Raw genomic sequence first — 23,819 nt, forward strand, 5'->3', positions numbered from 1 at the left:
CTTTAACGCTTCAGTAGTAGGGGGAGACACACGCCTGCCGCGGACCGTAATACGGCTGGAACGTGTCGTCATAGGCCCTGTAGGACCGGTAACGAGCGTAGCACCAGCGGGTGTGGGCGCTGCCTCCGTAATAGGTTTGGCGATAGTAGCGCGGCGCATAGTAGCGCGGGGCGGAATAGGTCGGGCCGTAATAGCCTTCGTCATAATAGCCCGGGCCATAGTAGCGAGGCTGCGCGAGCAGCCCGCCGATGATCGCGCCGGTTGCCAATCCGCCGAGCGCCCATGCCCAGTCATCGCCACCGCCGTGGTGATGCCCGTGGTTGTAGCCGCCGTGATAGCCGCCGCCGTGGTGCCTGTACTGAACCGGTTGGACTTGAGATGCCTCGATCTCCGCCGTAACGGCTGGAGGAAATGCCATGGCCGGCGGAACACTCGTAGCCACCGCCGCCAGTGACAAGGCAAAGATTGCTAGCCTCTTCATTTGGCTTCACCTTCTTTCCACCCCGCACCCGATTATAGCGCGGAACCGGTTCGATGGCACTTCGTTTTCCAGGGTGCTTCCGCCGCCCGACCAAGCGGCTGTCTATTTGACGACAGTCACGCTCAATACGCCTTCTTCGATCTTTCCGTCTTCATAGGGGGAGCGAATGACAAGCCGGTCGCGGCCGGTTTAGCCGGGGTTCGGCGTATAGTAGGCGACGACGCCATTCACCTTGGTTGTCGCGCATTTTGACTGCTTGCCCACCAGTTTCGGATAGACCGCCTCGTGGACAATCTCCAGGTGGCCATGCTTGGGCTTCTCCGCAATCGTCATCGCCGGATAGTCGATCTGGCTGCAGTTATCGTCGATATGCCAGTTCTTGGCGACGAGCGTCTTCACCCCGCTGCGCGCCGTGATCGATAGCGCCTGCTGCCGGGAATCGTCGGAGGTTGTGGTGCAAGCCGACAAGGCGACAACGATTACGGGCAAAAAGAGATATCGAAAGGTTTTCATGAGGAATCCTGAGAATACTTTAAGTTTGGATTTAAGTCTCATGAGGGCCCGGGCCGCACCCGTTTCATCGAGATGCACCCCTTGGATCAACACGTTTTGCGTGTGCGATCATGCATTTTTTGGTCTCGGGGGATAGGGGGTGTCCTTCGCTCGTCGATCACGTGGCTTTCAAACATTCCGGGCAAACCGGATGAGAACCTCGTTCACGACATCGGGGCGCTCCTGCGGCAGCCAATGGCCGCTGCCGTGCACGATGATGCTTTCCTTGAGCTGCGGGACGAGGGGCGGCATTGCATCGACAATTTCGCGCATCCCGGGGATGGTGAGGCCCGTGTCGCGCTCGCCGACCATGAACAGGGCAGGAATTTCGACCTTTACGCCGGCGAAAGCGGCCTGCAGCTGCCAATTGCGATCGAGGTTTCGATAGTAGTTCAACCCTCCGCGAAAACCGGTCGTGGCAAAGGCGCTGATGTAGGTGTCGAGGTCTGCAGCAGTGAGCCAGTCGGGCATGCTGTCGGGCAGCGGCGCAAGCAGTCCATGCCGGCGCGATACCATGCCGAACGGATTGGGTGTCTGGTCTCCGGCCTGTCGCGCGCCCGCGTCGCCGGAAGCCGCAAAGAGGATCTTTCGCAGCGTCTGGCCGATGTCACGCTCTAGCTCCGCCTCGGCGACATCAGGCTCCTGGAAATAGAGCGTGTACAATTCTGCCTCGTCGGTCCGCGGGAAGATCCGGGTCGGCGGAACGGGCGGCTGGCCCATCATCGGCACGCTCATGGCGACGACGCCGCAGAAACGGTCGGGCCGCATATGTGCCGCCTGCCAGGCAACGGTCGCGCCCCAGTCGTTACCGACGAGGATGGCCGTTGATAGGTCGAGGGCATCCAGCAGAGCAATCATGTCGCCGACGATGTGAAACACGCTGTATTCGTCGACCGATGGAGGACATTCCGAGAGGCCGTAGCCGCGCATGTCAGGCGCGATCGCGCGAAAGCCCGCCTCCGCAAGTGCCGCTACCTGGTGCCGCCAGGCATGGGAGGTCTCCGGGAAGCCATGGCAGAGCAGAACGGCCGGGCCGTTTCCCCGTTCGATAAAGCCCATGCGGATGGTTCGGGTCTGGATTGTCTGGGCCTGCATCTTGGTTCCTTCTCGACACCCTGATACCGTACTTGTATAAGTTACGGAAACAGGTGGCGTCAAGAGTGCGTAACTTATAGTGTTACGCTATGGGGTGTCGAATGAAGCAAGACAGCCGGTTGGCGCGGATGATCCATGTGCTCATACACATGGCACTGCTCGGGGGACGGGAGACGTCAGAGACCATCGCCAAGATGCTGAACACCAACCCGGTGGTCGTTCGCCGGACGATGGGGGCGTTGAAGCGCAAGGGTGTCGTCGGTTCCGAAGGCGGCCGGGGAGGGGGCTGGGCGCTTCTGCGGCCGCTTGGGGAGTTGACGGTGCTCGATGTGCAGCGGGCGCTGGACGATGGGCAGGTTCTGGCGGCAGGCGTGTCCGAGGACCATCCGACCTGCCCGGTGGAGCGCGCAGCGAATGCGGCGCTGGTGGACGCCTTCGAAAAAGCGGAGCGGACCCTGCTGCAGGAGTTTGCCGAACTCAGGCTTTCAACGATTGCGGAGCGTGCGATGAAGGATGCTGCGGGGTCTCAGCGGGCAACGCACCTGGATCATCAAGCCTGAAGGCGCCATGCATGTGGGCGATGAACAGGCGAAGCGGCAGCATCGAGCGAGCTTGTGGTCAGGCCCTTTCGCCAAAAACTGAGCCGGCGGCTCTGCATGATCGTCCGGCAGGACAAGCGGCTTGATCTCGGCCTTCGAAAGACGCTGGCGGCGCCTGAGCGGCCCGTCAGCGAGCAGGACTAGGCGCGCGATACCGACGACCGTCTCGCCAGCTGATGCTCGCGCCAGATCGTGAAGAGACCGGCGCCGACGACGATGAGCGCGCCGACGATCATGTTGTGAGTGATCGTCTCGCCGAAGAGCATGACGGCGAAGATCACGTTGAGGACCAGCTGGAAATAGGTAACCGGCTGGACTTCGGCTGCCGGCAGCAGTCCGTAGGCTTTGATGAGGAAAAAGTGACTGAGGGTGCCACAGACGCAAAGCGCGGCAAGGGCAAACCAATCGGACGGCACCACCTCTGTCCAGTAGAACGGGCCAACCAGCGAGATCGCCACGGCGCCGACAACACCGGCATAAAAGAGGCTCGTGACGGCCGAATCCTCGCGACTGACGGCGCGGGTGGCAATGCTGTAAAGCGCGAAAAGCACAGAGGCTGCGAGCGGCAGAAGCAGCGACATGTCGAAGTGCACGTTGACGGGATTGATGATCACCAGAACGCCGATCAGACCGATCAGAATGGCCGCACCGCGCCGCCATCCCACGGTCTCCCCGAGAAGAGGGATCGAGAGGATGGTGATGATCAGTGGTGTCGCCTGAAAGATCGACTGGCTCATGGCGAGCCCGGCGTGAACGTAGGAAATGACGATGACGACGATTTCGGCGACGAGCAGCAGGCCTCGCACGACCTGCAGCCAGGGATGGCGCGTGTGAGCGGTCTTGCGAAGTCCACCCGATGACGAGGCGGCGAAAGCGAACACGAAGAGCGCAAACGCCCAGAATCGGATCATCGTGATGAACAAAGCGGGGTAGCGGTCGCCAAGATACTTGGTGATGGCGTCCTGGCCAGCAAAGATGCAAATGGCAAGGAAGGCAAACAGATAACCGCGGGTCTTGGGGCTCATTGCACTACAAACTCAGAATCGCTGGCCCCCTGAATAGCATAGTCTTGTCGCCGGGGCTTGAACCAAACGAATTCGGTTTGATGATCCTGGATCCGCGGCAGCAGGCGAGGGGCGCGTCGAGCCGGGACTGCCCCCGCGAAGGGGGCAGCCTGCCGCAGCTCAATGATATTTTTCCTGCTTGCGCGTGAGGATCGCCGGAGCGTTCAGACCGGCGATCGGTTGGTTGACATCCGTCGGAATGTCGCCTGACAGCTGCAGGTCGAGATAGCGCGCGCAGCAGACCCTCAGGAATGATGTGAAGTTCCCGAGATCATGCCCGGCATCGATGGACTCGTGGTGCAGCTTGGTGATCAGCTGCGTGACGTTCATACGATCGCGCCGCGCGATCTCCTCAAGCTTCGACCAGAAGAAGTTCTCCAGCCGGACGCTCGTCACCATGCCATCGATGCGCAGCGACCGGGTGGTGCTCTCCCAGAGCCGCGCATCCGCCTTTATGAACAACTCGCACATCTCGCCCCTCCCGTGGCCGCCTTCTCAGGCGGCGTCTGTTTGTAACAGGGCCGAGGCGTCGAGCACAGCCATGAACTGGCGCAGCCACGACGGATGGGCGGGCCACGCCGGCGCGGTAACGAGGTTGCCGTCGGCGACCGCGTCGCTGATCGCAATATCCGCATAAATGCCGCCAGCAAGTTCGACCTCCGGACGGCACGCCGGGTAGGCCGAACAGGTGCGGCCCTTCAACACGCCGGCCGCCGCCAGCAATTGTGCGCCGTGGCAGATGGCCGCCACCGGTTTTCCCGCCGCGAAGAAATGCTGGACAGCCTTGATGACATCCGGGTTGAGACGCAGATATTCGGGCGCGCGACCGCCGGGTATGACCAGCGCGTCGTAATCTTCAGCGCGGATGGCGGAGAAGGTGGCGTTGAGCGCAAAATTATGGCCGCGCTTTTCGGAATAGGTCTGGTCGCCTTCGAAATCATGGATCGCGGTCGCAACCGTCTCGCCGGCATTCTTGCCGGGGCAGACGGCATGCACCGTGTGGCCGCAGGCGAGCAAGGTCTGAAACGGAACCATCGTTTCATAGTCTTCGGTGAAATCACCGGTGATCATCAGAATTTTCGAGTTTGCCATTTGTTTCCTCCCAAAAACCAATGGGCGGAGTTTAGCAATCCGGCTGAGGCAACGGGTACTAGCGGAATACTACAAAGGAAAATTCAGGGCAGGGCCGCGGACTATTTCACGGCCGTCGTTATCTTGGCGATCCCTTCCAGAGTGCGATGGACCGGGCACTTGTCGGCAATCTCGGCGATCTTGGAGCGAAGCTCGTCTGCGACCTCGCCCTCGATCGCTATGACCCGCTCGAACCGGTCGATCTTCCCGCTGTCGGCGCGCTCCGTTGCAGCGCAGTCTTCGCAATCCCGCGCATGGATCTTGGAATGCGAGACCTCCACCTTGATGCGCCCGAGCGGCAGCTTCTTGTGGTCGGCGTAGAGGCGCAGCGTCATGGAGGTACAGGCAGCAAGCCCGATCGACAGGTAGTCATAGGGCGATGGCCCGGAATCGAACCCGCCGACGCTTTGCGGCTCGTCGGCAAAGAGGCGATGCCTGCCGGCTTGAACCGAATTCTGAAATTTGCCTTCGCCCGTTTCCGTCACCTGGACCTGTTCCACCGGCTCCGTGCCCTGCGGAGTGTCGGCCACGAGATAGCGGCTCAGCCACTCCGCAATCACCCGGGCGGCGTAGGCGGCATCGGCAGGATCGGTGAGCAGATGGTCGGCCTTGTCCAGCGAAACGAAGCTCTTCGGATGTTTGGCCGCCTGGAAGAGGTCGCTGGCGTTTTCGATGCCGACCGTTTGATCCAGCGGCGCGTGGAGAATGAGAACGGGTTTCCTGAGCGTGGCCACAGCCTCATGAAGGCGCTGGGCGCAAGCGTCGTCGACGAACTGTTTCTTGATCAGGAATTTGCGACCGGCAAGATCGACTTCGGCGGCATCACTTTCCTCTATTTCCTTGAGGCTCGCTCCGAAGTTCTTGAGCACATGGCCGACGTCCGCGGGTGCGCCGATCGTGGCCACGGCGCGAACTTCCGGAATTTCGTTGGCAACCGCAAAGACGGCTGCACCGCCAAGCGAATGGCCAATCAGGAGCGACGGCGCCTCGAAGTGTAGCCGTAGATAGTCGGCGGCCGAACGAAGATCCGCGATGTTGGACGAAAAGTTGGTCGAGGCGAACTCGCCCTCGCTTGATCCGAGGCCGGTGAAATCGAAGCGCAGGACCGCGATCCCTTCGCGCGCGAGTTCGGCCGAGATCTGACGCGCCGCCGCCAGATCCTTGGAGCAGGTGAAGCAGTGGGCGAAAACCGCATAGGCCCGCACCGGGCCGTTTGGAAGGTCGAGTCTGGCGCCAAGGGTAGCGCCGGAATGGCCGGTAAATTCAAGTCTTTGACTGTTGAAGTTCATGTGATGCTCCAGGAAGGAGAACAATCATCCCAAGGTCGCAACGACTGTCCTGAATTCGAATGATGCGGCCGGCGTCCATGTCCGCCGAACCTGGCGGCTGCATGCGGACACGGTTCGCCAGACGCTCGCCGGGGCGTTTGTTACTCCGCGGCGGACCGTCGCGGCAGCACCCAGTTCGGACGCGGGAAGTGGCAGGTATAGCCGTTCGGATAGCGCTCCAGGTAATCCTGGTGCTCCGGCTCCGCCTGCCAGAAGTCGCCAACGGGTTCCAGTTCCGTCACTACCTTGCCCGGCCACAGGCCAGAGGCTTCCACATCGGCAATGGTGTCCTCGGCAATGCGCTTCTGTTCGTCATCGACGTAGTAGATCGCCGAACGATAGGAGGTGCCGATGTCGTTGCCCTGACGGTTTTTCGTGGTGGGGTCGTGGATCTGGAAAAACAGCTCCAGAATCCGCCGATAGGAGGTATTCGCCGGATCGTAGAATATCTCGATGCCCTCGGCATGGGTACCGTGGTTGCGATAGGTCGCATTGGGCACGTCGCCGCCGGTATAGCCCACACGGGTGCCGGTGACGCCGGGGAGCCTGCGGATCAGATCCTGCATTCCCCAGAAGCAACCGCCGGCCAGAACAGCTCTCTCGGTCATTCAGATATCCTCCACCTGGTTCGTGAGCGCGTCTTCGCTTTGTCTCCCACTGGCTGCGGGCCAGCGCGGGAGATGGACTGTAATATAGGAACTCCTGCTGCCAAGATCAGGAGGTCGGTTCCAATCCGCGTTTTGGCTCAGCACGTGTCGAGTTGGACGCGCAAGCGCACGCGGCCCGTCAGGATCGCGGGAAGGGCGAGTTAGCTCTCCTTCCTATGCAACCGCAACGGTGACGATGCGCGCGCTAGTTTGCTGTCGGGGCGAGCAATCCATTCTATCGGGCGGCTGCCTCGCTTCCACGGGCTGCAGCCCTTCAGCTCGCCATCGGCATTCCAGGTGCGCGGTAACCTGTTTTCCCAAGGAAAACGGCGCCCAAGTAAGCAATCAAGAATTGCATGGCCGCGGGAAATAAATCTTCACTTGCCGCCCAGCTTCCGTTAATGCGCGAGGGGTCTGCGCCTAAGAACCTGCGCGCATGAGGAGAACCATCTTGAATGTCGATGAGAAGCTGGAACCAATTCTAACGGAAGTGCTGAGGCGCAACGCCGGCGAGCTGGAATTTCACCAGGCCGTACGGGAAGTGCTTGAAAGTCTGGGGCGTGTCATTGCCAAGCATCCGCGCTATGCGGAACAGGCCCTTATAGAACGGATCTGCGAACCCGAGCGGCAGATCATCTTCAGGGTGCCTTGGGTCGACGACGCCGGGCAGGTACAGATCAACCGCGGCTTCCGCGTGCAATTCAACTCCGCACTTGGGCCCTATAAGGGCGGGATACGCTTTCATCCTTCCGTCAACGTCGGGATCATCAAGTTCCTCGGCTTCGAGCAAACCTTCAAGAACGCCCTGACAGGCATGCCGATCGGCGGCGGCAAGGGCGGCTCCGACTTCAACCCGAGAGGGCGAACGGATGGGGAAATCATGCGATTTTGCCAGTCGTTCATGACCGAGCTCCACCGACACCTGGGCGAATACACGGACGTTCCTGCCGGCGATATCGGCGTCGGAGGCCGGGAGATCGGCTATATGTTCGGCCAGTACAAGCGGCTCACCAACCGGTATGAGGCCGGGGTGCTGACGGGCAAGGCGCTGATTTACGGCGGCTCGCGCGCACGCAAGGAGGCAACGGGCTTCGGTGCGACCTACTTCGTCCAGCGGATGCTCAGCACCAAGGGCCTCGATTTCGAAGGCAGGCGCGTGACCGTATCGGGATCCGGAAACGTCGCTATCTACACCATGGAAAAGGTCGCGGAGTTCGGTGGCAAGATCGTCGCATGCTCCGATTCCAACGGTTATGTCGTCGATGAGGACGGTATCGATCTTGAATTGGTCAAGCAGATCAAGGAGGTTCGCCGTGAGCGGATATCCGAGTACGCCAGGCTGAAAGGTTCCAGGGCACACTATGTCGAGGGCGGCTCCGTCTGGGACGTTCCTTGCGATGTCGCGATGCCCTCGGCGACCCAGAACGAGCTCACGGGCAAGGATGCCCGCACTCTGGTGAAGAATGGCGTCATCGCAGTAGGCGAGGGGGCAAACATGCCGTCGACCCCGGAAGCGGTTCGCATTTTTCAGGATGCAGGGGTCATGTTTGCCCCTGGCAAGGCCGCCAATGCGGGCGGTGTTGCGACATCGGCTCTGGAGATGCAGCAGAATGCCTCTCGCGACAGCTGGACGTTCGAGCAAACCGAAACACGGCTTGCCATTATCATGCGGTCGATCCACGACCGTTGCGCCGAGACCGCCGAGGAATACGGGAACCCCGGCGACTATGTGCTCGGAGCCAACATCGCCGGCTTTGTGAGGGTCGCCGAAGCGATGGACGCGCTCGGCGTCATCTAATGCTTCTGCTGGAGGGAGCCGGCTTGCGCTGGCTTCCTTCAGTAATTCGTCGAAGCTCTTGGGGCTGAGACTGTAGTACCACCGGTCACGACTAGTTTCGTGAGCATGGCGCGCGATCCTATGGGGAGGCCATACCACGCTGCTGGCTGGTCCGGGCTGCGAGACGGTAGCAAGAGCCAATCGGCGCAGATAGAATTTATGAAGCGACGAGACCGTCGAAAACCTCGAGCATGGCATCGCTGATCGCCTGGCCGAGGGCGGCCGCGGTTTGCGACAGGGTTTCCTCGTCTGCGCCCTGGGCTGCGATTGCGAAGGCTGCGCCTTCTCCCGTCACGATTTCCTGAGCGCGCTGAATGGCCCAAAGGGCAAAGTCGTTACGATCGCTGATTTCTACCGTTTCCATGATTTCCTCTGATTGTCCGTGTGGAAGAATTCTTGTGGCTTTGCCGGGCGGCCGAGAGCCCGGGGTCGGCTTCATAATCGGTTTGGCCCATCTAACCGTCAACGGCATCGCTGCCAAAGCCCTAGAACCGGTTGCAGGGTGCTTTGAAGCCTTAAAATGGCATCCCGGCTATCCGCCCATTTCCGTCGACTGTCAATCCGCAGTCAATGCCGCTTTGCAATTGCCTTGCCTTATCAGAGGCTTCGGGTCATCTTTTGAGAGACGTCGGCCTCCGTTGCGCTGCTGAAGTCGACAATCGTAAGCGCCTGTTTGCGGAGCATCTTTTAGCTTACGTCCCGCTTTCAACGCTCATCCGGCGCGCGCTCGACGACCGACCGAGTCACCACGCGCCCTTTACCCGATTTTCAGGGGAGCTCGAAAACTACATGTCTTAGGAAGATGCCGAACATGCGGTGCGCACGGTCATAGCGTGGTGCCGGATCGACGCCGCACCGCCAGTGCTGATCCGCTCCAGCAACCGGCGAACCTGGCGGGTGCTCAGCTCAAGCACATGTGCCGCCGACACCAACGTCATGCGTCCGGCGATCACCTTCGACAAAACCTCAATCCGCTGCAGATCGCGCTCGCTCATCGCAATCAATCCCATCCGCAATCTCCCAGGTCATCAAAACCCGGGGAGAGTGACATTCCAACTTTGCAGGATCAGGACACTTTAACTTTGCGGCTACAGATTTTGTCAAAGCTGAATAGGGCTGCGACGTCGCCAGCCATTTAGAAATGCGACACTGCCCGCCGGCTTGCTCTGCCAGTCAGCCCCCGATCCGACCGGCTGGTCCGGGTTGAAAGGGCGGAGCGGGGGCGGGTGATGACACTCCCCTTCGGCTTTAGCTTTCTCAGTAGCAATTGTTTTGTCGCCGGTTGATACTCGCTTGCACCTGCATAGGGCGAGGTAGGGATCACAGCCGCACGATGCTTCCGGAAATCAAGCTGCATGGTGACGTCGATGTCGCCGCACTGTCCCCACTTCTTCGCGGTATGCTTCTTTCGGTTGCCTATGCTGACGGTGAGGGCGGCATAGGATTGACGGCGACCGGCGCCATGAACCGCAAGTTCGTGCATTGGGCCGCTGTGCACTTCCTTTGGCCAGGCTTCACAGCCGAAGACCTCTACAGCATCAACAAGGTGCTCAATGAAAGCGACATGCCGCCGCTTTGGGTGGTGCGCGACATGACCCGTCATCTGAAGCTTCTTCGTCGGAAAAAAGATGTGCTGCTGCCAACCAGACGCGGCCGGGAGTTCCTGGTGAACCCGCAAGCCTTCTTCGATCTGATCGCCACGGATTATCTCTATTCGTATGTCCATACCACCGAGCGGGAAGAGGAGGTCCGAGCGCGGTTACGCTGGTGGCGCATGTTCCTCAATCTTCTCAATATCAAAGCCAGGGAAGGGTGCACGCCAATAGACGTTGTGAAGATCCTCTATCCAGATTTGGCGCCTCTGTCGGACACCGAAATGACCATAGAAGCCTGGAAGTTGAAATCCGATCTCCAATATGGCGTCTTTCGGCGCTTGTGCTGGCTCGGTGTGCTCTATGAGGCACGAGAGGGGCTCACGCTCCTCCAGCATGGAGCCTTCCACAAGACGCCACTTTGGCCAGCTTGCCTGCAGTTGGAATCGGATACGCAGAGCGACATCGGCGTGCATTGACGCTCTTTATTCCGCCGCTGGCCGCCTCATCAACGCTTTCTCTCGTCGCGCAATCACCGCCGGATCGTTCATGAAATCCGTCCGCCGGCCAGGCTTGGGACCACGCTTCTGGTAGCCGTTGGCTGTGCTACCGTCTCGAATGCCGAACATATGATCCGTTTGGCCCGTTCGGCTCGGACCACTCTTGCTGCGCTGCTGTTGGCGTCCGGCCTGCATCTCGGCGACAATTGACAGCATGTCGTCCAGCCGCTTGTTGTCGACGACCTCGGCACGATGCACCGAGCGCAACGTATCGAAGGTCCTGTAGGGCAGGGCAAAGCTCTCGTGCATGATCTCAAGCCGACCGTCCGGATAATCGCAGACAATCACCTTCTGGCCCGCCAATGGCCTGGAAATCTCGGTCGGATCGAGAATGAACAGCACCTTGTCGTAACGCAGCGTCAGGGATTGCGACAGCGTGCGCACTTCCTTGCGGCACATGGCACCATCGAGGTTCTCATGGTCGGACAGCGGCCGGTGCATGTCCTTCGGATTGCGTGGTTGCTTGCCAAAACGAGTGTTGAAATCTGCAATGAACTCAGGCGCATAGACATTGGCAGCTTCGATCGTATCGATGCCGCGAAGTCGCATCTCCTTGACCAGCCGATCCTGCAATGTCTGGTTGGCACGCTCCACTCGACCCTTGGCCTGCGGGGTGTTGGCACAGATGATGTCGATATTGAGTTCATAGAGCGCCCGTCCGAACTGCGTCAGGCCGCTTGTCCGGTCTTTCTTCGACGCATGGAGCGAGCGGAAAACGCCGTGCTTGTCGCTGTAGAAGGCCAGCGGCTTGCCCCATTGCTGCAGATAGGCCTTCGTCGCGTGCAGATAATCGAATGTATTCTCCGATCCAGCAAAGCGAAGATGTAAAAGCTTGCCGGTGGCGTCATCAATATAGACGAGCAGGGCGCATTTGGGGCCGCGGTTCTCGAACCACCAGTGATGCGATCCATCGATCTGCACCAGTTCGCCAAAGCAGTCGCGCCGGCCACGTGGCTGGAAAACCCGTTTCTTGCGTTCCCGACGCGAGATCCAGATGCCAGCCTCGGTCATCCATTGCCGCAGCGTTTCCTTGGCAACAGAAATCCGGTGCAGCTCGATGAGCTTCTCGCGCGCCAGCGTCGGACCGAAATCCAGATAGCGTTCGCGGATCAGATCCAGCGCCGCATTGCGGAAATCCTCGCCGTGGCGCCGATTGCTCGGCCGGGATCGCTTCTTCGAAACAAGACCGGCCGGACCATCTTGATCATAAGCCTGCAGCAGTCTGTGGATCTGACTTCGACTGAGGTTGAGCAGTTCGGCAGCCTGGACAACGCTCAGGCGCTCGTCACGGATCTTCTGGATGACTTCGAGGCGATGCAACTCTTTCTGCGACATGGTGATCAAACAGGACATGACGACTCCGACCGCTCATGGTCTCGACCAGGCTGAAGGTCGTCATCCTTGCTCCCAACGTTGGCTTTGACCAGTGCGTCGAGAGGCGAGACTGTCGCATCTCTAACTGGCCCAACTGTCGCATTACTAAATAGCCACTACAGATTTAAGTCGCATAACATACATTATGGAACTAACTTGCAAACACCCATTCGGGCCGCTTTAGCGGTTCCGTGCGGTGTCATCGAGGTCGATCCCGGCAAGACGCTGGTCTACACGTTTGCTGATTTCGAGCTGCACTGGACAATCCAGCCGGACGGTGACTGCTGCATTCGTCGGCTGGAGCATCGGGGCTTCGACCTTGAAAACCCGCAACACCGCTTCGCCGACGAAAACATGCCGACTGTTGGCGCACACTCGTCTTGCCGCGCTTGGCAACTCGAGGCCGCTCACATGACACCTTCGGCTTCTTGATCCGAGGCGCGGCAAACTAAACCTGCTGCGATCAAACTCCGAAGGCCCGGCGCCGATCACGTTGATCGTATTCTGGAAGACTGGCTATCGACCAGGCGGGCGCAAATCGGGCTCCCGCTACTCAGCGCCGGATAGCTCTCGCCGATTTTTAAGGGTGGACAGGAAGTTCTGCCGGAACATCTTCCCCTGACCTTCCGGCCATCATCCATGCCGGTTCCCACTGCCATCAAACATGTGGAGCGCTTCGGTGCTCGCCCCGACCTTCACCTCGTCACCGATCTCGTTGCGCGCGCGCCCGGAAACGCGAAAAACCAACTCGTCGCCGTTTTGGAGGCGACCGTGTATGAGGCTTTCGGCTCCGACCAACTCGATGCCGTCGATGCGCACCGTCGCTTCGAAGGCTCGCGCTGGAGCATCGGCTGACATCGGCGAAATATCTTCCGGACGGACGCCCAGCGTGTAATCGCCAGTCGGCCTGGTCACATCTGCGGCAAGCGACCAGCCCGCCGACATGTCCTTGCCGTGCAGCAGGTTCATCGAGGGCGAGCCGATAAAGGTGGCGACGAAGGTGGTCGCGGGCTTCTCGTAAAGCTCCAGTGGCGTGCCGACCTGCTCTATGCGGCCGGCGCTGACGACGACAAGCCGGTCGGCAAGCGTCATCGCTTCCATCTGATCATGCGTGACATAGACGCTCGTCGTTGCGAGCGAGCGCTGCAACCGCTTGATTTCGATGCGCATCTGCCCGCGCAGCTTGGCATCGAGGTTCGAGAGCGGTTCGTCGAACAGAAACGCGGCGGGTTGGCGAACGATTGCCCGCCCCATGGCAACGCGCTGGCGCTGGCCGCCCGAAAGCTGCCGTGGTTTGCGGTCGAGATAGGGCTCGATTTCAAGCGTCCTTGCGGCCGTGGCAATGCGCTGGTCGATCTCGGCCGGCGGTGTCTTCCGGTTCTTGAGCCCATAGGCAAGGTTCTGGCGCACCGTCATGTGCGGATAGAGCGCGTAGTTCTGGAAGACCATCGCGATGTCGCGCTCTGCCGGCTCGACGTCGTTGACCCGACGCCCGCCAATCAGGATATCTCCGCCGCTGATGTTCTCGAGCCCGGCGATCATGCGCAACAGCGTGGACTTGCCGCAGCCGGACGGCCCGACAAGAACGACAAACTCTCCGTCCTTGATCTCGAGCGAAACGCCCTTGATCGCTTCCACCGTGCCATAGGTCTTGCGGACGTCATTCAGGGTAATTTCAGCCATTACTTTTCTGTCTCCACAAGACCTTTGACAAACCAGCGCTGCATCAGCACGACCACGACGATCGGCGGGATGATTGCAAGGATCGCCGTCACCATCACATAGTTCCAAGGCGTCGAGGCGTCGGTAAAATCGATCATCCGCCGGAGCCCGATGATGATTGTGTTCATCTTCGCGTCATTGGTGACGAGCAGCGGCCAGAGATACTGGGTCCATCCATAGATGAAGAGGATAACGAAGAGCGCCGCGATGTTCGTTGCCGAGAGCGGCAGCAGGATATCCTTCATGAAGCGAAACGGACCGGCATTGTCGATGCGCGCGGCCTCCACCAGCTCCCCTGGTATCGTCAGGAAGAACTGGCGAAAGAGGAACGTCGCCGTTGCCGACGCCATCAGCGGCAGCGTCAGCCCCGCATAGGTGTCGATCAAGCCGAGATCGACGATCACCTTGTAGGTCGGCAGGATGCGCACCTCGACCGGCAGCATCAGGGTGATGAAGATCATCCAGAAGAACAGCATTTTCAGCGGAAAGCGGAAGAAGACGATCGCAAAGGCCGACAGGAAGGAGATGACGATCTTGCCGACAGCGATCGCGATCGCCACGACCGTCGAATTGAACAACAGCCGCTCGAGGCTGACGCCGACGACACGCTCGACGCCGCCGCCGATCGCCTCCCGATAGTTCTCGACAAGGTGATCTCCGACCACCAGCGACATGGGCGGCCGCACGATTTCGATCGAACTGTGGCTTGAGGCGACGAAGGTATAGTAGATCGGCAGCGCTACGATGATGATCCCGATGACGAGTATCAGGTGGCTTATCGCAGTTGATATGGGACGGTTCTCGATCATCTGCGCCTCACGAATAGTGGACCCGCTTCTCGACGAAGCGGAACTGGAACGCCGTCAGCGCAATGACGATGATCATCAGGATCACCGACTGGGCTGCCGAACTGCCGAGGTCGAGATTGACGAAGCCGTCGTTATAGACCTTGTAAACGAGCGTCTCCGTGGCCTTGGCGGGGCCTCCGCCTGTGACCGCGTGAATGATGCCGAAGGTGTCGAAGAAGGCGTAGACGGTGTTGACGACGAGCAGGAAGAACGTCGTCGGCGCAAGCAACGGGAAGACGATGGTCCAGAACCGTTTAGTGCCGCGGGCACCATCGATGGCTGCCGCTTCGATCAGCGACTTCGGGATCGCCTGCAGGCCGGCGACGAAGAAGAGGAAGTTGTAGCTGATCTGCTTCCAGGCTGCCGCCACGATCACCAGAAACATCGCCTGATTGCCGTTGAGCAGCGGATCCCAAGCGAAGCCATTGCGGCGCAGAATGTAAGAGAAGGTGCCCATTGCCGGGTTGAACATGAACAGCCACAGCATGCCGGCAACAGCCGGGGCAACCGCATAGGGCCAGATTAGCAGCGTGCGATAGACGTTGCGCCCGCGCACCACCCGGTCGGCCGCCGTGGCGAGCAGCAGCGCGAGCGCCATCGACAACAGCGCGGTCGCAAGGCTGAAGGCCACGGTGACCTTTAGCGAATGCAGATAGTCCGGGTTGGCAAGGATTGCCCGGAAGTTGGCGAGACCGACGAAGCCGGATTTAAGGCCGAACGGATCCTCGCGAAGCACCGACTGGTAGAGCGCCTGGCTGGCGGGCCAAAAAAAGAAGATGACCGTCAAGACGATCTGAGGTGCCAGCAGAAGATACGGCAGCACCTTGTTTGGAAACACGACGGACTGCATGGACTCCCCTCCCCATCAAAGACCGGTCCGCACCGCCTTTCGGCGATGCGGACATTTCGTTTTGGGGGTCAGTTTCCGACTGCAGTCTTGATCGCTGCGTTTGCTTTCACGACACCTTCGCTGAGCGCGGTCTTGGCATCCTTCTGGCCGGCAAGCATCGCTTCGAACTCTTCGTTGAGGATGTCGCGAACCTGCGGAAGGTTGACCAGGCGGACGCCCTTGGAGTTTTCGGTCGGCGCCTTGCCCATCATCTGCTTGATCGGCGTCTCGCGGCCCGGGTTCTTTTCATAGAAGCCGGACTTCTTGGTTTCCTCATAGGCTGCAAGCGTGACCGGCAGGTAGCCCGAAACCTGGTGAAGCTGGGCCTGGGTTTCCGTTTTCGAGAGGAAATGGAAGAACTCGGCCACGCCCTTGTATTCGCCATCGCTCTTGCCGGCGAAGACCCAGAGGCTTGCGCCACCCGGGATGGTGTTCTGCGGGCCATGGCCCTCATAGTAGGGAAGCTCGCCGACACCGTAGTTGATGCCCGACTTGACGATGTCGCCGAGGCCACCGGAGGATTCCGTCAGGATAGCGCACTCGCCCGACATGAACAGCTGCTTGGCTTCCGAGGTGCGACCGCCGTAACGGAAGGTGCCGTCCTTGGCGAGGTCGGCGATCGACTGGAAGTGGTCGACGAAGAGCGGCGCGTCGATCTTCAGTTCCACTTCGAGCCCGGCAAGCCCGTTTTCGTTTGTGCCGTAGGGCACATTGTTCCAGGCCGAGAAGTTTTCGGTCTGGATCCAGGTCAGCCAGGTCGAGGTGAAGCCGCAATTTGCCGCGCCGCTCGCCTTGATCTTCTTTGCCGCTTCGAAGACCTCGGGCCAGGTGGCCGGCGGCTTGGCCGTATCGATACCAGCCTTCGTAAAGGCGTCCTTGTTGAAATAGAGAATCGGGGACGACGAGTTGAAGGGGAAGGACAACATGGTCCCGTCAGCCTTGGAATAGTAGGCGACGATGCCCGGCAGATACTGGTCCTTATTAAACTCGTAGCCGCCCTTCTTAAGCACCTCCGCCACGGGGACCACGGCACCTTCCGCGCCCAGCATCACGCCACTGCCGGCGTCGAACACCTGCAGGATGGCGGGAGCCTGCTTGGAGCGGAACGCGGCGATACCCGCGTTCAGGGTCTCGCCATAGGTGCCCTTGAACACGGGGACAATCTTGTAATCCGACTGGCTTTCATTGAATTCCTTGGCAAGCCTTTCAACGGTTTCGTTGTTGGCGCCCGTCATCGCGTGCCACCAGGCAAGCTCCGTTGCCGCGAAGGCGTTCGAGGCGGCGAAGATCGAGATTGCAGATGTGGCCGCAAGCGTCCATTTCAAAACTCTCATGGCGGTTCCTCCCAATATTGAGACGACAAGTCTCGGTGCTCAGTCGCGTTGATCCTCCTCAATCAGTCGCGCCTGACTTTCGCATCGAAAGTGCGCTGATTAAAAACGAACGATAACGAACCTGCAAGAGAAAATAGAATGCAGAATTCGCAAATTTCCGCCTTCGGAATATTCGTTCTGTTTCATATATGAACGCTGGAGGCACAATTGTCCCGGGCGAGATACAAATCGCCAACCACCCACAGCCTGCGCGACCGACTTGCGGCCGATGGACTTGCCCGCCTCCTCGCCTTGATGCCTGTCGCCCTCCTGCTCTGCTAGGGGCGGCCGCCGGGGTTCTGACACTGCAGCCTATCGACGCGCCTTGGGACGTGTCGCGAGCACGTTGCGGATCGCAAAGCTCGAATGGATCCGGGAGACCCCCGGTAAAGCCGAGAGAATCTCCTTGTGGATGCGTTCGAACTCGCCGGCATTGGCGACTTCGACGCGCAGGAGATAGTCCGATCCACCGGTCATCAAAAAACACTCCCGCAACTCGGGATGTCTTCGTACAGCCGCCTCGAACCGGTCGAGATAGTCCTCCGTCTGGCGGTCCAGCGTGATGTTGATGATAACGGCAATGCTGGCCTCGACGTTCGAGGTGTCCACCAGGGCGGTATAGCCGCGGATGACGCCGGACTGTTCCATCAATTTTATCCGCCTTAGACAAGCGGATGGCGAGAGCCCGACCTCGGTCGCGAGGCTGGCATTGCTCCGGCGCGCGTCCAGGCGCAGCAGCCGAAGGATATTGCGGTCTATGGTGTCGAGCGCGGGCATTGCAGATTATTCCAATTCTTCGCTGTTTCATTCAAAGATCACGAATCCGCGCAACGATCAATCGACAATTCGTCGACAATTCTGCGATCGTTTCACTACCCTCCGGACAAGTTGGGAGGCTCGGCCATGGACGGCGCAGTCAGGGAAAATACGCAGCAGAAAGCGATCAAGGGCGGCGCCTCAGGCTACCTCACGATCGATCTTGCGGCGCTCGTTCGCAATTACGACCGGCTTGTGTCTGAAATTGCGCCGGCGCGGGCCGCAGCAGTCGTCAAGGCGGATGCCTATGGGCTTGGCGCGGACCGGGTCGCGGCGCGCCTCTATGACCACGGCTGCCGGCACTTCTTCGTGGCCCAGTTCGTGGAAGCTCGGCGCCTGCGACCTCAGCTTGCCCGCGATGCGATGATCTTCGTTCTGAATGGCCTGCAGCCGGGCAATGAGCTCGCCTGCGCCGACGATGGCATCGTTCCAGTCATCAATTCCCTCGAACAATTGCGGCAATGGGCCGGTGCGGCTGTAAACCTCAACCGTCGCCTTCCCGCGGCGCTGCAGTTCGACACAGGCATGTCGCGGCTCGGTGTCCCGCCGCAGGAACGACCGGCGATCGCATCGATGCTGCGGACCTGCGGCATGATCGACATCCAGTTTGTCATGAGCCACCTGGCCTCTGCCGACGATGTCTTGAGCGAGCAGAACGGCAACCAGCTTGCCGAACTCCGACGCATCGCCACGGAGTTTCCGGAATACGAACTGTGCTTCGCCAACTCGGGCGGCATTTTCCTCGGCGAAGCCTATCACGGCGTGCTCGTTCGGCCAGGGATTGCACTCTATGGCGGTGCTCCGACGGATGGTCATCCAAACCCGATGGAGCCGGTCATCAAGCTCGATGTTGCGGTGGTACAGACGCGTGAAGTGCCGACCGGAGCGCGCGTCGGTTATGGCGGCAGCCATGTCGCCGCAGGCCCGACCCGGCTTGCCACCATTGCTGCCGGCTATGCCGACGGCCTGCCGCGCAGCTTGAGCGATCGCGGTGCGGTCTATTGCGACGGTGTTCGCTTGCCGATCGTCGGCCGGGTGTCGATGGACAGCATCACCATCGACATCTCCGCCTTGCCGGAGGGGCGCCTGCAACTCGGCAGCCTGGTGGAGGTCCTCGGGCCCAACCAGACACTCGAAGACATCGCACGCGATGCCGGCACCATCTCCTACGAAATCCTGACCGGTCTCGGGCATCGCTACGAACGGCAGTATCGCTGAGCTTCCTTTCCTTTTGAGGACATCATGAAAGTTATCGTTCTCGGCGCCGGCATCGTCGGCGTCACCTCGGCCTACCAGCTTGCCAAGAGCGGACATGAGGTCACCGTCATCGATCGCCAGCCCGGACCGGCGCTGGAGACGAGCTTTGCCAATGCCGGCGAGGTTTCCTTCGGCTACTGCTCGCCCTGGGCAGCACCCGGGATTCCGATGAAGGCGATGAAATGGCTGTTCATGGAGCACGCGCCGCTCATCCTTCGACCCAAGGTCGATGCCGCCATGATCTCCTGGATGATCAAGATGCTCTCGAACTGCACGTCCGGGCGCTACGCGATCAACAAGAGCCGCATGCTCAGGCTTGCCGACTACAGCCGCATCTCGCTCGCCGCGCTGCGCGCTGAAACCGGCATCGCCTATGACGAGCGCATGCAGGGAACGCTGCAGCTCTTCCGCACCCAAGCCCAGCTCGACGCCTCCGGCAAAGACGTCAAGGCGCTCGCCGCCGACGGTATTCCCTACGAAGTTCTGGACCGCGACGGCTGCATTCGCGTCGAGCCGGCGCTAAAACATGTGCGCGAAAAGATCGTCGGCGGCCTGCTGACGCCGAAGGACGAGACCGGCGACTGCTTCAAGTTCAGCAACGAACTTGCGAAAAAGGCGGAAGCGCTCGGCGTGCGCTTCAACTACGGCAGCATCATCCGCAGCCTCGACGTGGAAGGCGGCCGGATCAAGGGCGTCGTCACGGCGCATGGCACGCTCAAGGCCGACGCCGTCGTCGTGGCGCTCGGCAGCTTCTCCCCTCTCCTCGTCAGGCCGCATGACATCCGTCTGCCGGTCTATCCGGTCAAGGGCTACTCATTGACGATCCCGATCACCGACGCTTCGCGCGCGCCGGAATCGACCGTTATGGACGAAACCTTCAAGATCGCCATCACCAGGCTTGGCGATCGCATCCGCGTCGGCGGCATGGCGGAAATCTCCGGTTATACCAACGATCTCGGCGAGCCTCGCCGCCTGACGCTCCAGCACTCCGTCACCGATCTCTTCCCGGGTGGCGACGTGTCGAAGGCAAGCTTCTGGTCGGGGCTTCGCCCAATGACGCCGGATGGCACGCCTGTGATCGGCCCGACGAAGGTCGCCGGCCTTTATCTCAACACCGGTCACGGTACGCTCGGCTGGACGATGAGTTCCGGTTCGGCCCGCGTCATCGCCGATCTCGTCAGCGGACGCCAGCCGGAAATCGACGCCACCGATCTCGCGATCGCCCGCTACGCATAAGCGTGTTCCAATCAACCACCAATCTCGGAGACGGATCATGATCCAGGAAATCCACACCACCGACGCGCCGGGTGCCGTCGGTCCCTTCTCACAGGCAATCAAGGTCGGCAACCTCCTGTTCGTTTCCGGTCAGCTTCCGATCGATCCGGCCACCGGAGAGTTCAACTCGGACGACGCGATCGCGCAGGCCGAGCAGTGCCTCAAGAACCTTGGGGCTATTGCGACCGCAGCGGGCACGACCCTTTCCAACACCGTCAAGACCACGGTTCTGCTCACCGACCTCGGACAGTTCGCGGAGATCAACAAGGTTTATGCGGGCTTCTTCACCAAGCCGTTCCCGGCACGCGCCTGCTACGAGGTCAGCGCTCTGCCGAAGGGCGCGAAGGTGGAGATCGAAGCGGTCATCGCCATCCCGTAAAGTTTGCTGGCGCCGACGCTATTTCGGGAACTGCGGGCGAAGCCGGCCGGCGGTCGACAGCCTCGCCGGCCAGGTTTCCGCGTCCGAGTTCGGATTCGTCATTTGGACGGCGAGGAAGACCTGATCATCCCGCTCATCTATTACCCAGCCCGGTTCCGCGCTTGCCTAGGTCTGTCGCTTGGCCTTGCCTCCTCCCCTCGCCCACGCAAACAATGAGTTGACCGTTTTAAGCGCCGAGGCGAAACTTGTGAGGTGCAGCAAGGCAGGAGGGTAATGATGGCTGAGGCGGACCACTGGCGTCATATGGCAAGCGCGCCGAAAAACGGGAGCCGGATCCTCGTCACGATCCGCCCGTCCGAACAAGGCGCCGCGGAAGTCGATCTCGCCTATTGGTCGAAGGGTGATCAGTTTGGGTCCGAAGGCTGGCGCGCCTCCGATTCCTCGCCCGGTCGCATCATCGAGTATGCCGAGCCTGAGCTGAAGTGTTGGATGCCGATGCCCATGGCAAATCTCGATCGCGCCGCGATGCCCCTGCCCTGGGAAGGCGAGGACGAACAGGAACTGGACGGCTCCGGGATCTAGGAGCCCAGGCGCCAGCTCGTCAGGTAGACCTTCGCTGTCCGTTGGCTTAGGCCGTCGCGTTGTCGAACTTTCTTCGCCACGGCGACACAATCGGCAGGTCGAGCCGATGCTCTTCATATCGCAGGGCACGGCCGCGGTGGTGCTCACCGCGGCCGCACAATCTGGCTATCGCATCATCGCCGCGACATTGCCGCCGTCGACGGTGATGACCGCGCCTGTGCTCGTGCGTGCCTTGGCAAGATGCACGAAGGCTTCGGCCACATCCTTGGCTGCGACTTCGCGATGAACGAGATTGCCGCGCATGTAGGCTTCCGGTGTGATGCCGCGGGCGCGGCTGCGCTCCTCGACCATCTGGTCGGTCATGAGACCGGTGCGGATGCGATCGGCGTTGACGGCGTTCGAAGTGATGCCGTCCGCGCCATGCTCGACGGCGTATTGCCGCATCAGCGCCATCAGCGCCGCCTTCGAGGTGCCATAGGGACCGAAGTTGGGGCCGGGATTGACCGCCTGCTTGGAGACGTTGAACACCAGCGCGCCGCCGGTGCGTTGCGCCTTCATGATCCTGGTCGCAGTCCGGGCAATGTAGTGATGCCCCCAGAAATTGAGCGCGAAGGCTTTCTCGAAGAGTTCGTCGGAGACCTCGATCATGGCGCCCTGGAAGGCAGCGCCGGCGTTCGAAATGACGATGTCGACACCGCCGAAATGTTCGGTAACGCCGGCGAGAGCGGCTTCAACGGCCTTGGGGTTGGTCACGTCGCAGGCGACGCCAAGGCCGCCAAGCCGGGCGGCCTCCTTCGTGACCGCCGCTTCGGCAAGATCGACGAGGGCGATTTCGGCGCCTTCCGCACGCAGCGCCTCGGCAATCGCAAGGCCAAGGCCGCCGGCGCCACCGGTCACCACCGCGACCTGTCGGCTGAGCGGCTTTTCCACCTGCTTCGCCAGTTTCACCTGCTCAAGCGACCAGTATTCGATGTCGAAGAGATCCTGTTCCGACAGCGCCTCGAAGCTCTCGATGCCCTCGGCGTTGCGGATGACGTTGATCGTGGCTTCCGCGACATCGGCGCCGACGCGTGCCGCCTTCTTGCTGGGACCTGCTGCGAAGAGGCCGACGCCGGCGACGTAGAAGACGCGGGGCATCGGGTCGAGCATCTTCTTGTTGCCGCCAACACGCGCGTTGTTGCGCTCGAAGTAGGCGCGGTATTCGGCGATGTAATCCGCCACCGCCGTGCGCACCGTCTCTGCCCAGGTGGCCATTTCTCCGGTAACCGGCGCCGGCAGGGCCAGTCCGAAGCGCTTGATGTGGATGACATGTTCCGGCGTCGCATTGCCGCGGCGCGCGAGATCGGCAGCGTTTTCTGCGTTGCAGAACTCGAGCACGGTCTCGCTCGCGCGGTGTTCGAGCACGAAGCGCTTCGGAGAGCCTTCGACACCGGTGTCGATGGCGACGGCGCCCCGCAGGATCGGGGCGATTTCGGCGGCCGACGCAATCGCTGCCGGTTGCTTTGCCTGAACGAACGGGCGCGGATTGCCTTTGGCGATGCGGCGCTCGGCCATGTCGATCGCCACGATCATCTTTTCATAGGCTTCGCGCGGATCCTCCGACCAGGTGAAGATGCCGTGCTTCAAGAGAATCATGCCGTCGGCGGTCGGATCGGCGCGGAAGGCCTCGTCGCAGGCTTTTGCGAGATCGAAGCCGGGCATGACATAGGGAACGATGATCGCCTTGGGGAAGAGTTCGCGAACGATATCTTCCCCGTGCGGCTGGTTGGTCAGCGATACGATCGCGTTGGCATGGGTGTGGTCGATGTGCTTGAACGGCAGGTTGGCGTGCAGGATCGCTTCGACAGAAGGATTGGGCGCCGCTGGATCGAGCAGCAACCGGCGCTGCAGCATGACCATGTCGTCGTCGCTAAGCGTCTGGAAACCGACCATCGCCTGCAGGGGCTGCAGGCGGACGGCCGGCAGTCCTGCCGGTTCGATCGTGCCCATGTCCCAGCCGCTTCCCTTGACGCAAAGAACCGGAATTTCCGAACCGTCGAGATCGGTAAAGGTGGTCTTCACCGACGTGTTTCCGCCGCCGTGCAGCACCAGTTCCGGATCCGATCCGAGCAGGCGCGTGGTGTAGGTGCGGATCGCCAGGTCGCGGTTGACGCCGTTGCGGACGTAGGCGTCGACGACACTGGCATATTCGGTTTCAGACCATCTCGATTTCATGCAAAGGCTCCTCAGCTTCCGGCAGACATCACCTGCGACGGCTCCGGACAAAAATGACATGGCGGGACCATGCCCACCGAGCCACGGGAGGCTGACGGGAAAGGCCGCTTGGGAAATTTGGGATCGGCGTCTGGCGCGGGCCGCGTCGAAGAGGCGCGGGTCCGATCCTGTCTGCCGCGGTCTCGCCTGCCCATGCGGCCACAT

General features: G+C 60.8%; 25 protein-coding genes and 1 pseudogene. 9 read left to right on the forward strand and 17 right to left on the reverse strand.

Annotated features, from left to right (window positions below):
• Positions 1 to 10: 10 nt before the first annotated feature.
• The 3 genes from FA04_RS23155 to FA04_RS23165 all read right to left on the reverse strand — a co-directional run bounded on the left by FA04_RS23155 (position 11) and on the right by FA04_RS23165 (position 2,128).
• A complete protein-coding gene (locus tag FA04_RS23155) occupies positions 11 to 481 on the reverse strand; it encodes a BA14K family protein (protein ID WP_034802004.1) in 471 nt (156 codons plus the stop codon).
• Between the two features lie 189 nt (positions 482 to 670).
• Complete coding sequence (locus FA04_RS23160; RefSeq protein WP_234798805.1) at positions 671 to 994, reverse strand: hypothetical protein; 324 nt, start codon at positions 992 to 994, stop codon at positions 671 to 673.
• Positions 995 to 1,162: 168 nt separating this feature from the next.
• Entirely contained in the window at positions 1,163 to 2,128 is a 966-nt protein-coding gene (locus FA04_RS23165) for an alpha/beta fold hydrolase (protein WP_034802007.1), read from the reverse strand.
• A 101-nt stretch (positions 2,129 to 2,229) separates the two neighbouring features.
• Here FA04_RS23165 and FA04_RS23170 point away from each other — a divergent pair, with 101 nt between their 5' ends.
• A complete protein-coding gene (locus FA04_RS23170; RefSeq protein ID WP_051659609.1) occupies positions 2,230 to 2,688 on the forward strand; it encodes an Rrf2 family transcriptional regulator in 459 nt (152 codons plus the stop codon).
• Positions 2,689 to 2,867: 179 nt separating this feature from the next.
• On the opposite strand, the gene FA04_RS23175 is transcribed toward FA04_RS23170, so the two are convergent.
• From FA04_RS23175 to msrA, 5 genes are all read right to left on the reverse strand, one after another.
• Positions 2,868 to 3,752, reverse strand: coding sequence for a DMT family transporter (locus tag FA04_RS23175; protein ID WP_034802010.1), 885 nt, complete (start codon positions 3,750 to 3,752; stop codon positions 2,868 to 2,870).
• Between the two features lie 159 nt (positions 3,753 to 3,911).
• On the reverse strand, positions 3,912 to 4,262 hold the full coding sequence (locus tag FA04_RS23180; protein WP_034802012.1) for a ribbon-helix-helix domain-containing protein: 351 nt from the start codon (positions 4,260 to 4,262) through the stop codon (positions 3,912 to 3,914).
• Between the two features lie 24 nt (positions 4,263 to 4,286).
• On the reverse strand, positions 4,287 to 4,883 hold the full coding sequence (locus FA04_RS23185; protein ID WP_034802015.1) for a DJ-1/PfpI family protein: 597 nt from the start codon (positions 4,881 to 4,883) through the stop codon (positions 4,287 to 4,289).
• 101 nt (positions 4,884 to 4,984) lie between these two features.
• Positions 4,985 to 6,211, reverse strand: a complete 1,227-nt coding sequence (locus tag FA04_RS23190; RefSeq protein WP_034802017.1) for a bifunctional alpha/beta hydrolase/OsmC family protein — start codon at positions 6,209 to 6,211, stop codon at positions 4,985 to 4,987.
• 140 nt (positions 6,212 to 6,351) lie between these two features.
• Entirely contained in the window at positions 6,352 to 6,858 is a 507-nt protein-coding gene (gene msrA / locus FA04_RS23195) for a peptide-methionine (S)-S-oxide reductase MsrA (RefSeq protein WP_034802021.1), read from the reverse strand.
• 490 nt (positions 6,859 to 7,348) lie between these two features.
• On the opposite strand from msrA, the gene gdhA reads away from it, so the two are divergent.
• The gene (gdhA, locus tag FA04_RS23200; RefSeq protein ID WP_090429132.1) at positions 7,349 to 8,695 is read left to right on the forward strand and encodes an NADP-specific glutamate dehydrogenase; all 1,347 of its coding nucleotides are present in this window, start codon (positions 7,349 to 7,351) and stop codon (positions 8,693 to 8,695) included.
• 196 nt (positions 8,696 to 8,891) lie between these two features.
• Here the strand turns inward: gdhA and FA04_RS23205 are convergent, their stop codons facing one another.
• On the reverse strand, positions 8,892 to 9,098 hold the full coding sequence (locus tag FA04_RS23205) for a hypothetical protein (RefSeq protein ID WP_034802023.1): 207 nt from the start codon (positions 9,096 to 9,098) through the stop codon (positions 8,892 to 8,894).
• Between the two features lie 206 nt (positions 9,099 to 9,304).
• Between FA04_RS23205 and FA04_RS34355 the strand changes: the two genes are divergently transcribed.
• Entirely contained in the window at positions 9,305 to 9,532 is a 228-nt protein-coding gene (locus tag FA04_RS34355; RefSeq protein WP_234798806.1) for an AAA-associated domain-containing protein, read from the forward strand.
• 29 nt (positions 9,533 to 9,561) lie between these two features.
• Here the strand turns inward: FA04_RS34355 and FA04_RS23210 are convergent.
• Positions 9,562 to 9,744, reverse strand: a pseudogene (locus FA04_RS23210) (helix-turn-helix domain-containing protein); the annotation flags it as partial.
• A gap of 323 nt (positions 9,745 to 10,067) precedes the next feature.
• On the opposite strand from FA04_RS23210, the gene FA04_RS23215 reads away from it, so the two are divergent.
• Positions 10,068 to 10,805 carry a hypothetical protein gene (locus tag FA04_RS23215; protein WP_034804388.1) on the forward strand — a complete coding sequence of 246 codons (738 nt, stop codon included), beginning with the start codon at positions 10,068 to 10,070 and terminating at the stop codon, positions 10,803 to 10,805.
• 6 nt (positions 10,806 to 10,811) lie between these two features.
• On the opposite strand, the gene FA04_RS23220 is transcribed toward FA04_RS23215, so the two are convergent.
• A complete protein-coding gene (locus FA04_RS23220; RefSeq protein WP_034804391.1) occupies positions 10,812 to 12,239 on the reverse strand; it encodes an ISNCY family transposase in 1,428 nt (475 codons plus the stop codon).
• Positions 12,240 to 12,416: 177 nt separating this feature from the next.
• Here FA04_RS23220 and FA04_RS35285 point away from each other — a divergent pair, with 177 nt between their 5' ends.
• Complete coding sequence (locus FA04_RS35285) at positions 12,417 to 12,692, forward strand: SRPBCC family protein (RefSeq protein ID WP_143034232.1); 276 nt, start codon at positions 12,417 to 12,419, stop codon at positions 12,690 to 12,692.
• Positions 12,693 to 12,893: 201 nt separating this feature from the next.
• On the opposite strand, the gene FA04_RS23230 is transcribed toward FA04_RS35285, so the two are convergent.
• From FA04_RS23230 to FA04_RS23250, 5 genes are all read right to left on the reverse strand, one after another.
• On the reverse strand, positions 12,894 to 13,943 hold the full coding sequence (locus tag FA04_RS23230; protein WP_034790367.1) for a sn-glycerol-3-phosphate import ATP-binding protein UgpC: 1,050 nt from the start codon (positions 13,941 to 13,943) through the stop codon (positions 12,894 to 12,896).
• Complete coding sequence (gene ugpE / locus FA04_RS23235) at positions 13,943 to 14,791, reverse strand: sn-glycerol-3-phosphate ABC transporter permease UgpE (protein WP_034790368.1); 849 nt, start codon at positions 14,789 to 14,791, stop codon at positions 13,943 to 13,945. The genes FA04_RS23230 and ugpE overlap by 1 nt, the downstream gene beginning before the upstream one ends.
• Positions 14,792 to 14,798: 7 nt before the next feature.
• A complete protein-coding gene (gene ugpA / locus FA04_RS23240; protein WP_034790369.1) occupies positions 14,799 to 15,680 on the reverse strand; it encodes a sn-glycerol-3-phosphate ABC transporter permease UgpA in 882 nt (293 codons plus the stop codon).
• 68 nt (positions 15,681 to 15,748) lie between these two features.
• Positions 15,749 to 17,053, reverse strand: coding sequence for a sn-glycerol-3-phosphate ABC transporter substrate-binding protein UgpB (gene ugpB, locus FA04_RS23245; RefSeq protein WP_034790370.1), 1,305 nt, complete (start codon positions 17,051 to 17,053; stop codon positions 15,749 to 15,751).
• 351 nt (positions 17,054 to 17,404) lie between these two features.
• Positions 17,405 to 17,869 carry an Lrp/AsnC family transcriptional regulator gene (locus FA04_RS23250; protein ID WP_034790372.1) on the reverse strand — a complete coding sequence of 155 codons (465 nt, stop codon included), beginning with the start codon at positions 17,867 to 17,869 and terminating at the stop codon, positions 17,405 to 17,407.
• Between the two features lie 126 nt (positions 17,870 to 17,995).
• On the opposite strand from FA04_RS23250, the gene alr reads away from it, so the two are divergent.
• The 4 genes from alr to FA04_RS23270 all read left to right on the forward strand — a co-directional run bounded on the left by alr (position 17,996) and on the right by FA04_RS23270 (position 21,401).
• Positions 17,996 to 19,126 (forward strand): alanine racemase, encoded by a 1,131-nt coding sequence (gene alr / locus FA04_RS23255; protein ID WP_034790374.1) that lies wholly within the window; start codon positions 17,996 to 17,998, stop codon positions 19,124 to 19,126.
• A gap of 24 nt (positions 19,127 to 19,150) precedes the next feature.
• The gene (locus tag FA04_RS23260) at positions 19,151 to 20,401 is read left to right on the forward strand and encodes a D-amino acid dehydrogenase (RefSeq protein WP_034790377.1); all 1,251 of its coding nucleotides are present in this window, start codon (positions 19,151 to 19,153) and stop codon (positions 20,399 to 20,401) included.
• 37 nt (positions 20,402 to 20,438) lie between these two features.
• On the forward strand, positions 20,439 to 20,819 hold the full coding sequence (locus FA04_RS23265; protein ID WP_034790381.1) for a RidA family protein: 381 nt from the start codon (positions 20,439 to 20,441) through the stop codon (positions 20,817 to 20,819).
• A 276-nt stretch (positions 20,820 to 21,095) separates the two neighbouring features.
• Positions 21,096 to 21,401 carry a hypothetical protein gene (locus tag FA04_RS23270; RefSeq protein WP_034790383.1) on the forward strand — a complete coding sequence of 102 codons (306 nt, stop codon included), beginning with the start codon at positions 21,096 to 21,098 and terminating at the stop codon, positions 21,399 to 21,401.
• A 165-nt stretch (positions 21,402 to 21,566) separates the two neighbouring features.
• On the opposite strand, the gene FA04_RS23275 is transcribed toward FA04_RS23270, so the two are convergent.
• Complete coding sequence (locus FA04_RS23275; protein ID WP_034790384.1) at positions 21,567 to 23,615, reverse strand: bifunctional aldolase/short-chain dehydrogenase; 2,049 nt, start codon at positions 23,613 to 23,615, stop codon at positions 21,567 to 21,569.
• Positions 23,616 to 23,819: the final 204 nt, after the last annotated feature.

It is taken from the genome of Ensifer adhaerens (assembly GCF_000697965.2).
Taxonomy (GTDB): domain Bacteria; phylum Pseudomonadota; class Alphaproteobacteria; order Rhizobiales; family Rhizobiaceae; genus Ensifer; species Ensifer adhaerens.

Coding starts and splice junctions, on each gene's coding strand:
- FA04_RS23155 (WP_034802004.1), bottom strand. CDS start 481: ATGAAGAGGCTAGCAATCTTTGCCTTGTCACTGGCGGCGGTGGCTACG.
- FA04_RS23160 (WP_234798805.1), bottom strand. CDS start 994: ATGAAAACCTTTCGATATCTCTTTTTGCCCGTAATCGTTGTCGCCTTG.
- FA04_RS23165 (WP_034802007.1), bottom strand. CDS start 2,128: ATGCAGGCCCAGACAATCCAGACCCGAACCATCCGCATGGGCTTTATC.
- FA04_RS23170 (WP_051659609.1), top strand. CDS start 2,230: ATGAAGCAAGACAGCCGGTTGGCGCGGATGATCCATGTGCTCATACAC.
- FA04_RS23175 (WP_034802010.1), bottom strand. CDS start 3,752: ATGAGCCCCAAGACCCGCGGTTATCTGTTTGCCTTCCTTGCCATTTGC.
- FA04_RS23180 (WP_034802012.1), bottom strand. CDS start 4,262: ATGTGCGAGTTGTTCATAAAGGCGGATGCGCGGCTCTGGGAGAGCACC.
- FA04_RS23185 (WP_034802015.1), bottom strand. CDS start 4,883: ATGGCAAACTCGAAAATTCTGATGATCACCGGTGATTTCACCGAAGAC.
- FA04_RS23190 (WP_034802017.1), bottom strand. CDS start 6,211: ATGAACTTCAACAGTCAAAGACTTGAATTTACCGGCCATTCCGGCGCT.
- msrA (WP_034802021.1), bottom strand. CDS start 6,858: ATGACCGAGAGAGCTGTTCTGGCCGGCGGTTGCTTCTGGGGAATGCAG.
- FA04_RS23205 (WP_034802023.1), bottom strand. CDS start 9,098: ATGGAAACGGTAGAAATCAGCGATCGTAACGACTTTGCCCTTTGGGCC.
- FA04_RS34355 (WP_234798806.1), top strand. CDS start 9,305: ATGCCGCTTTGCAATTGCCTTGCCTTATCAGAGGCTTCGGGTCATCTT.
- FA04_RS23215 (WP_034804388.1), top strand. CDS start 10,068: ATGCTTCCGGAAATCAAGCTGCATGGTGACGTCGATGTCGCCGCACTG.
- FA04_RS23220 (WP_034804391.1), bottom strand. CDS start 12,239: ATGTCCTGTTTGATCACCATGTCGCAGAAAGAGTTGCATCGCCTCGAA.
- FA04_RS23230 (WP_034790367.1), bottom strand. CDS start 13,943: ATGGCTGAAATTACCCTGAATGACGTCCGCAAGACCTATGGCACGGTG.
- ugpE (WP_034790368.1), bottom strand. CDS start 14,791: ATGATCGAGAACCGTCCCATATCAACTGCGATAAGCCACCTGATACTC.
- ugpA (WP_034790369.1), bottom strand. CDS start 15,680: ATGCAGTCCGTCGTGTTTCCAAACAAGGTGCTGCCGTATCTTCTGCTG.
- ugpB (WP_034790370.1), bottom strand. CDS start 17,053: ATGAGAGTTTTGAAATGGACGCTTGCGGCCACATCTGCAATCTCGATC.
- FA04_RS23250 (WP_034790372.1), bottom strand. CDS start 17,869: ATGCCCGCGCTCGACACCATAGACCGCAATATCCTTCGGCTGCTGCGC.
- alr (WP_034790374.1), top strand. CDS start 17,996: ATGGACGGCGCAGTCAGGGAAAATACGCAGCAGAAAGCGATCAAGGGC.
- FA04_RS23260 (WP_034790377.1), top strand. CDS start 19,151: ATGAAAGTTATCGTTCTCGGCGCCGGCATCGTCGGCGTCACCTCGGCC.
- FA04_RS23265 (WP_034790381.1), top strand. CDS start 20,439: ATGATCCAGGAAATCCACACCACCGACGCGCCGGGTGCCGTCGGTCCC.
- FA04_RS23270 (WP_034790383.1), top strand. CDS start 21,096: ATGGCTGAGGCGGACCACTGGCGTCATATGGCAAGCGCGCCGAAAAAC.
- FA04_RS23275 (WP_034790384.1), bottom strand. CDS start 23,615: ATGAAATCGAGATGGTCTGAAACCGAATATGCCAGTGTCGTCGACGCC.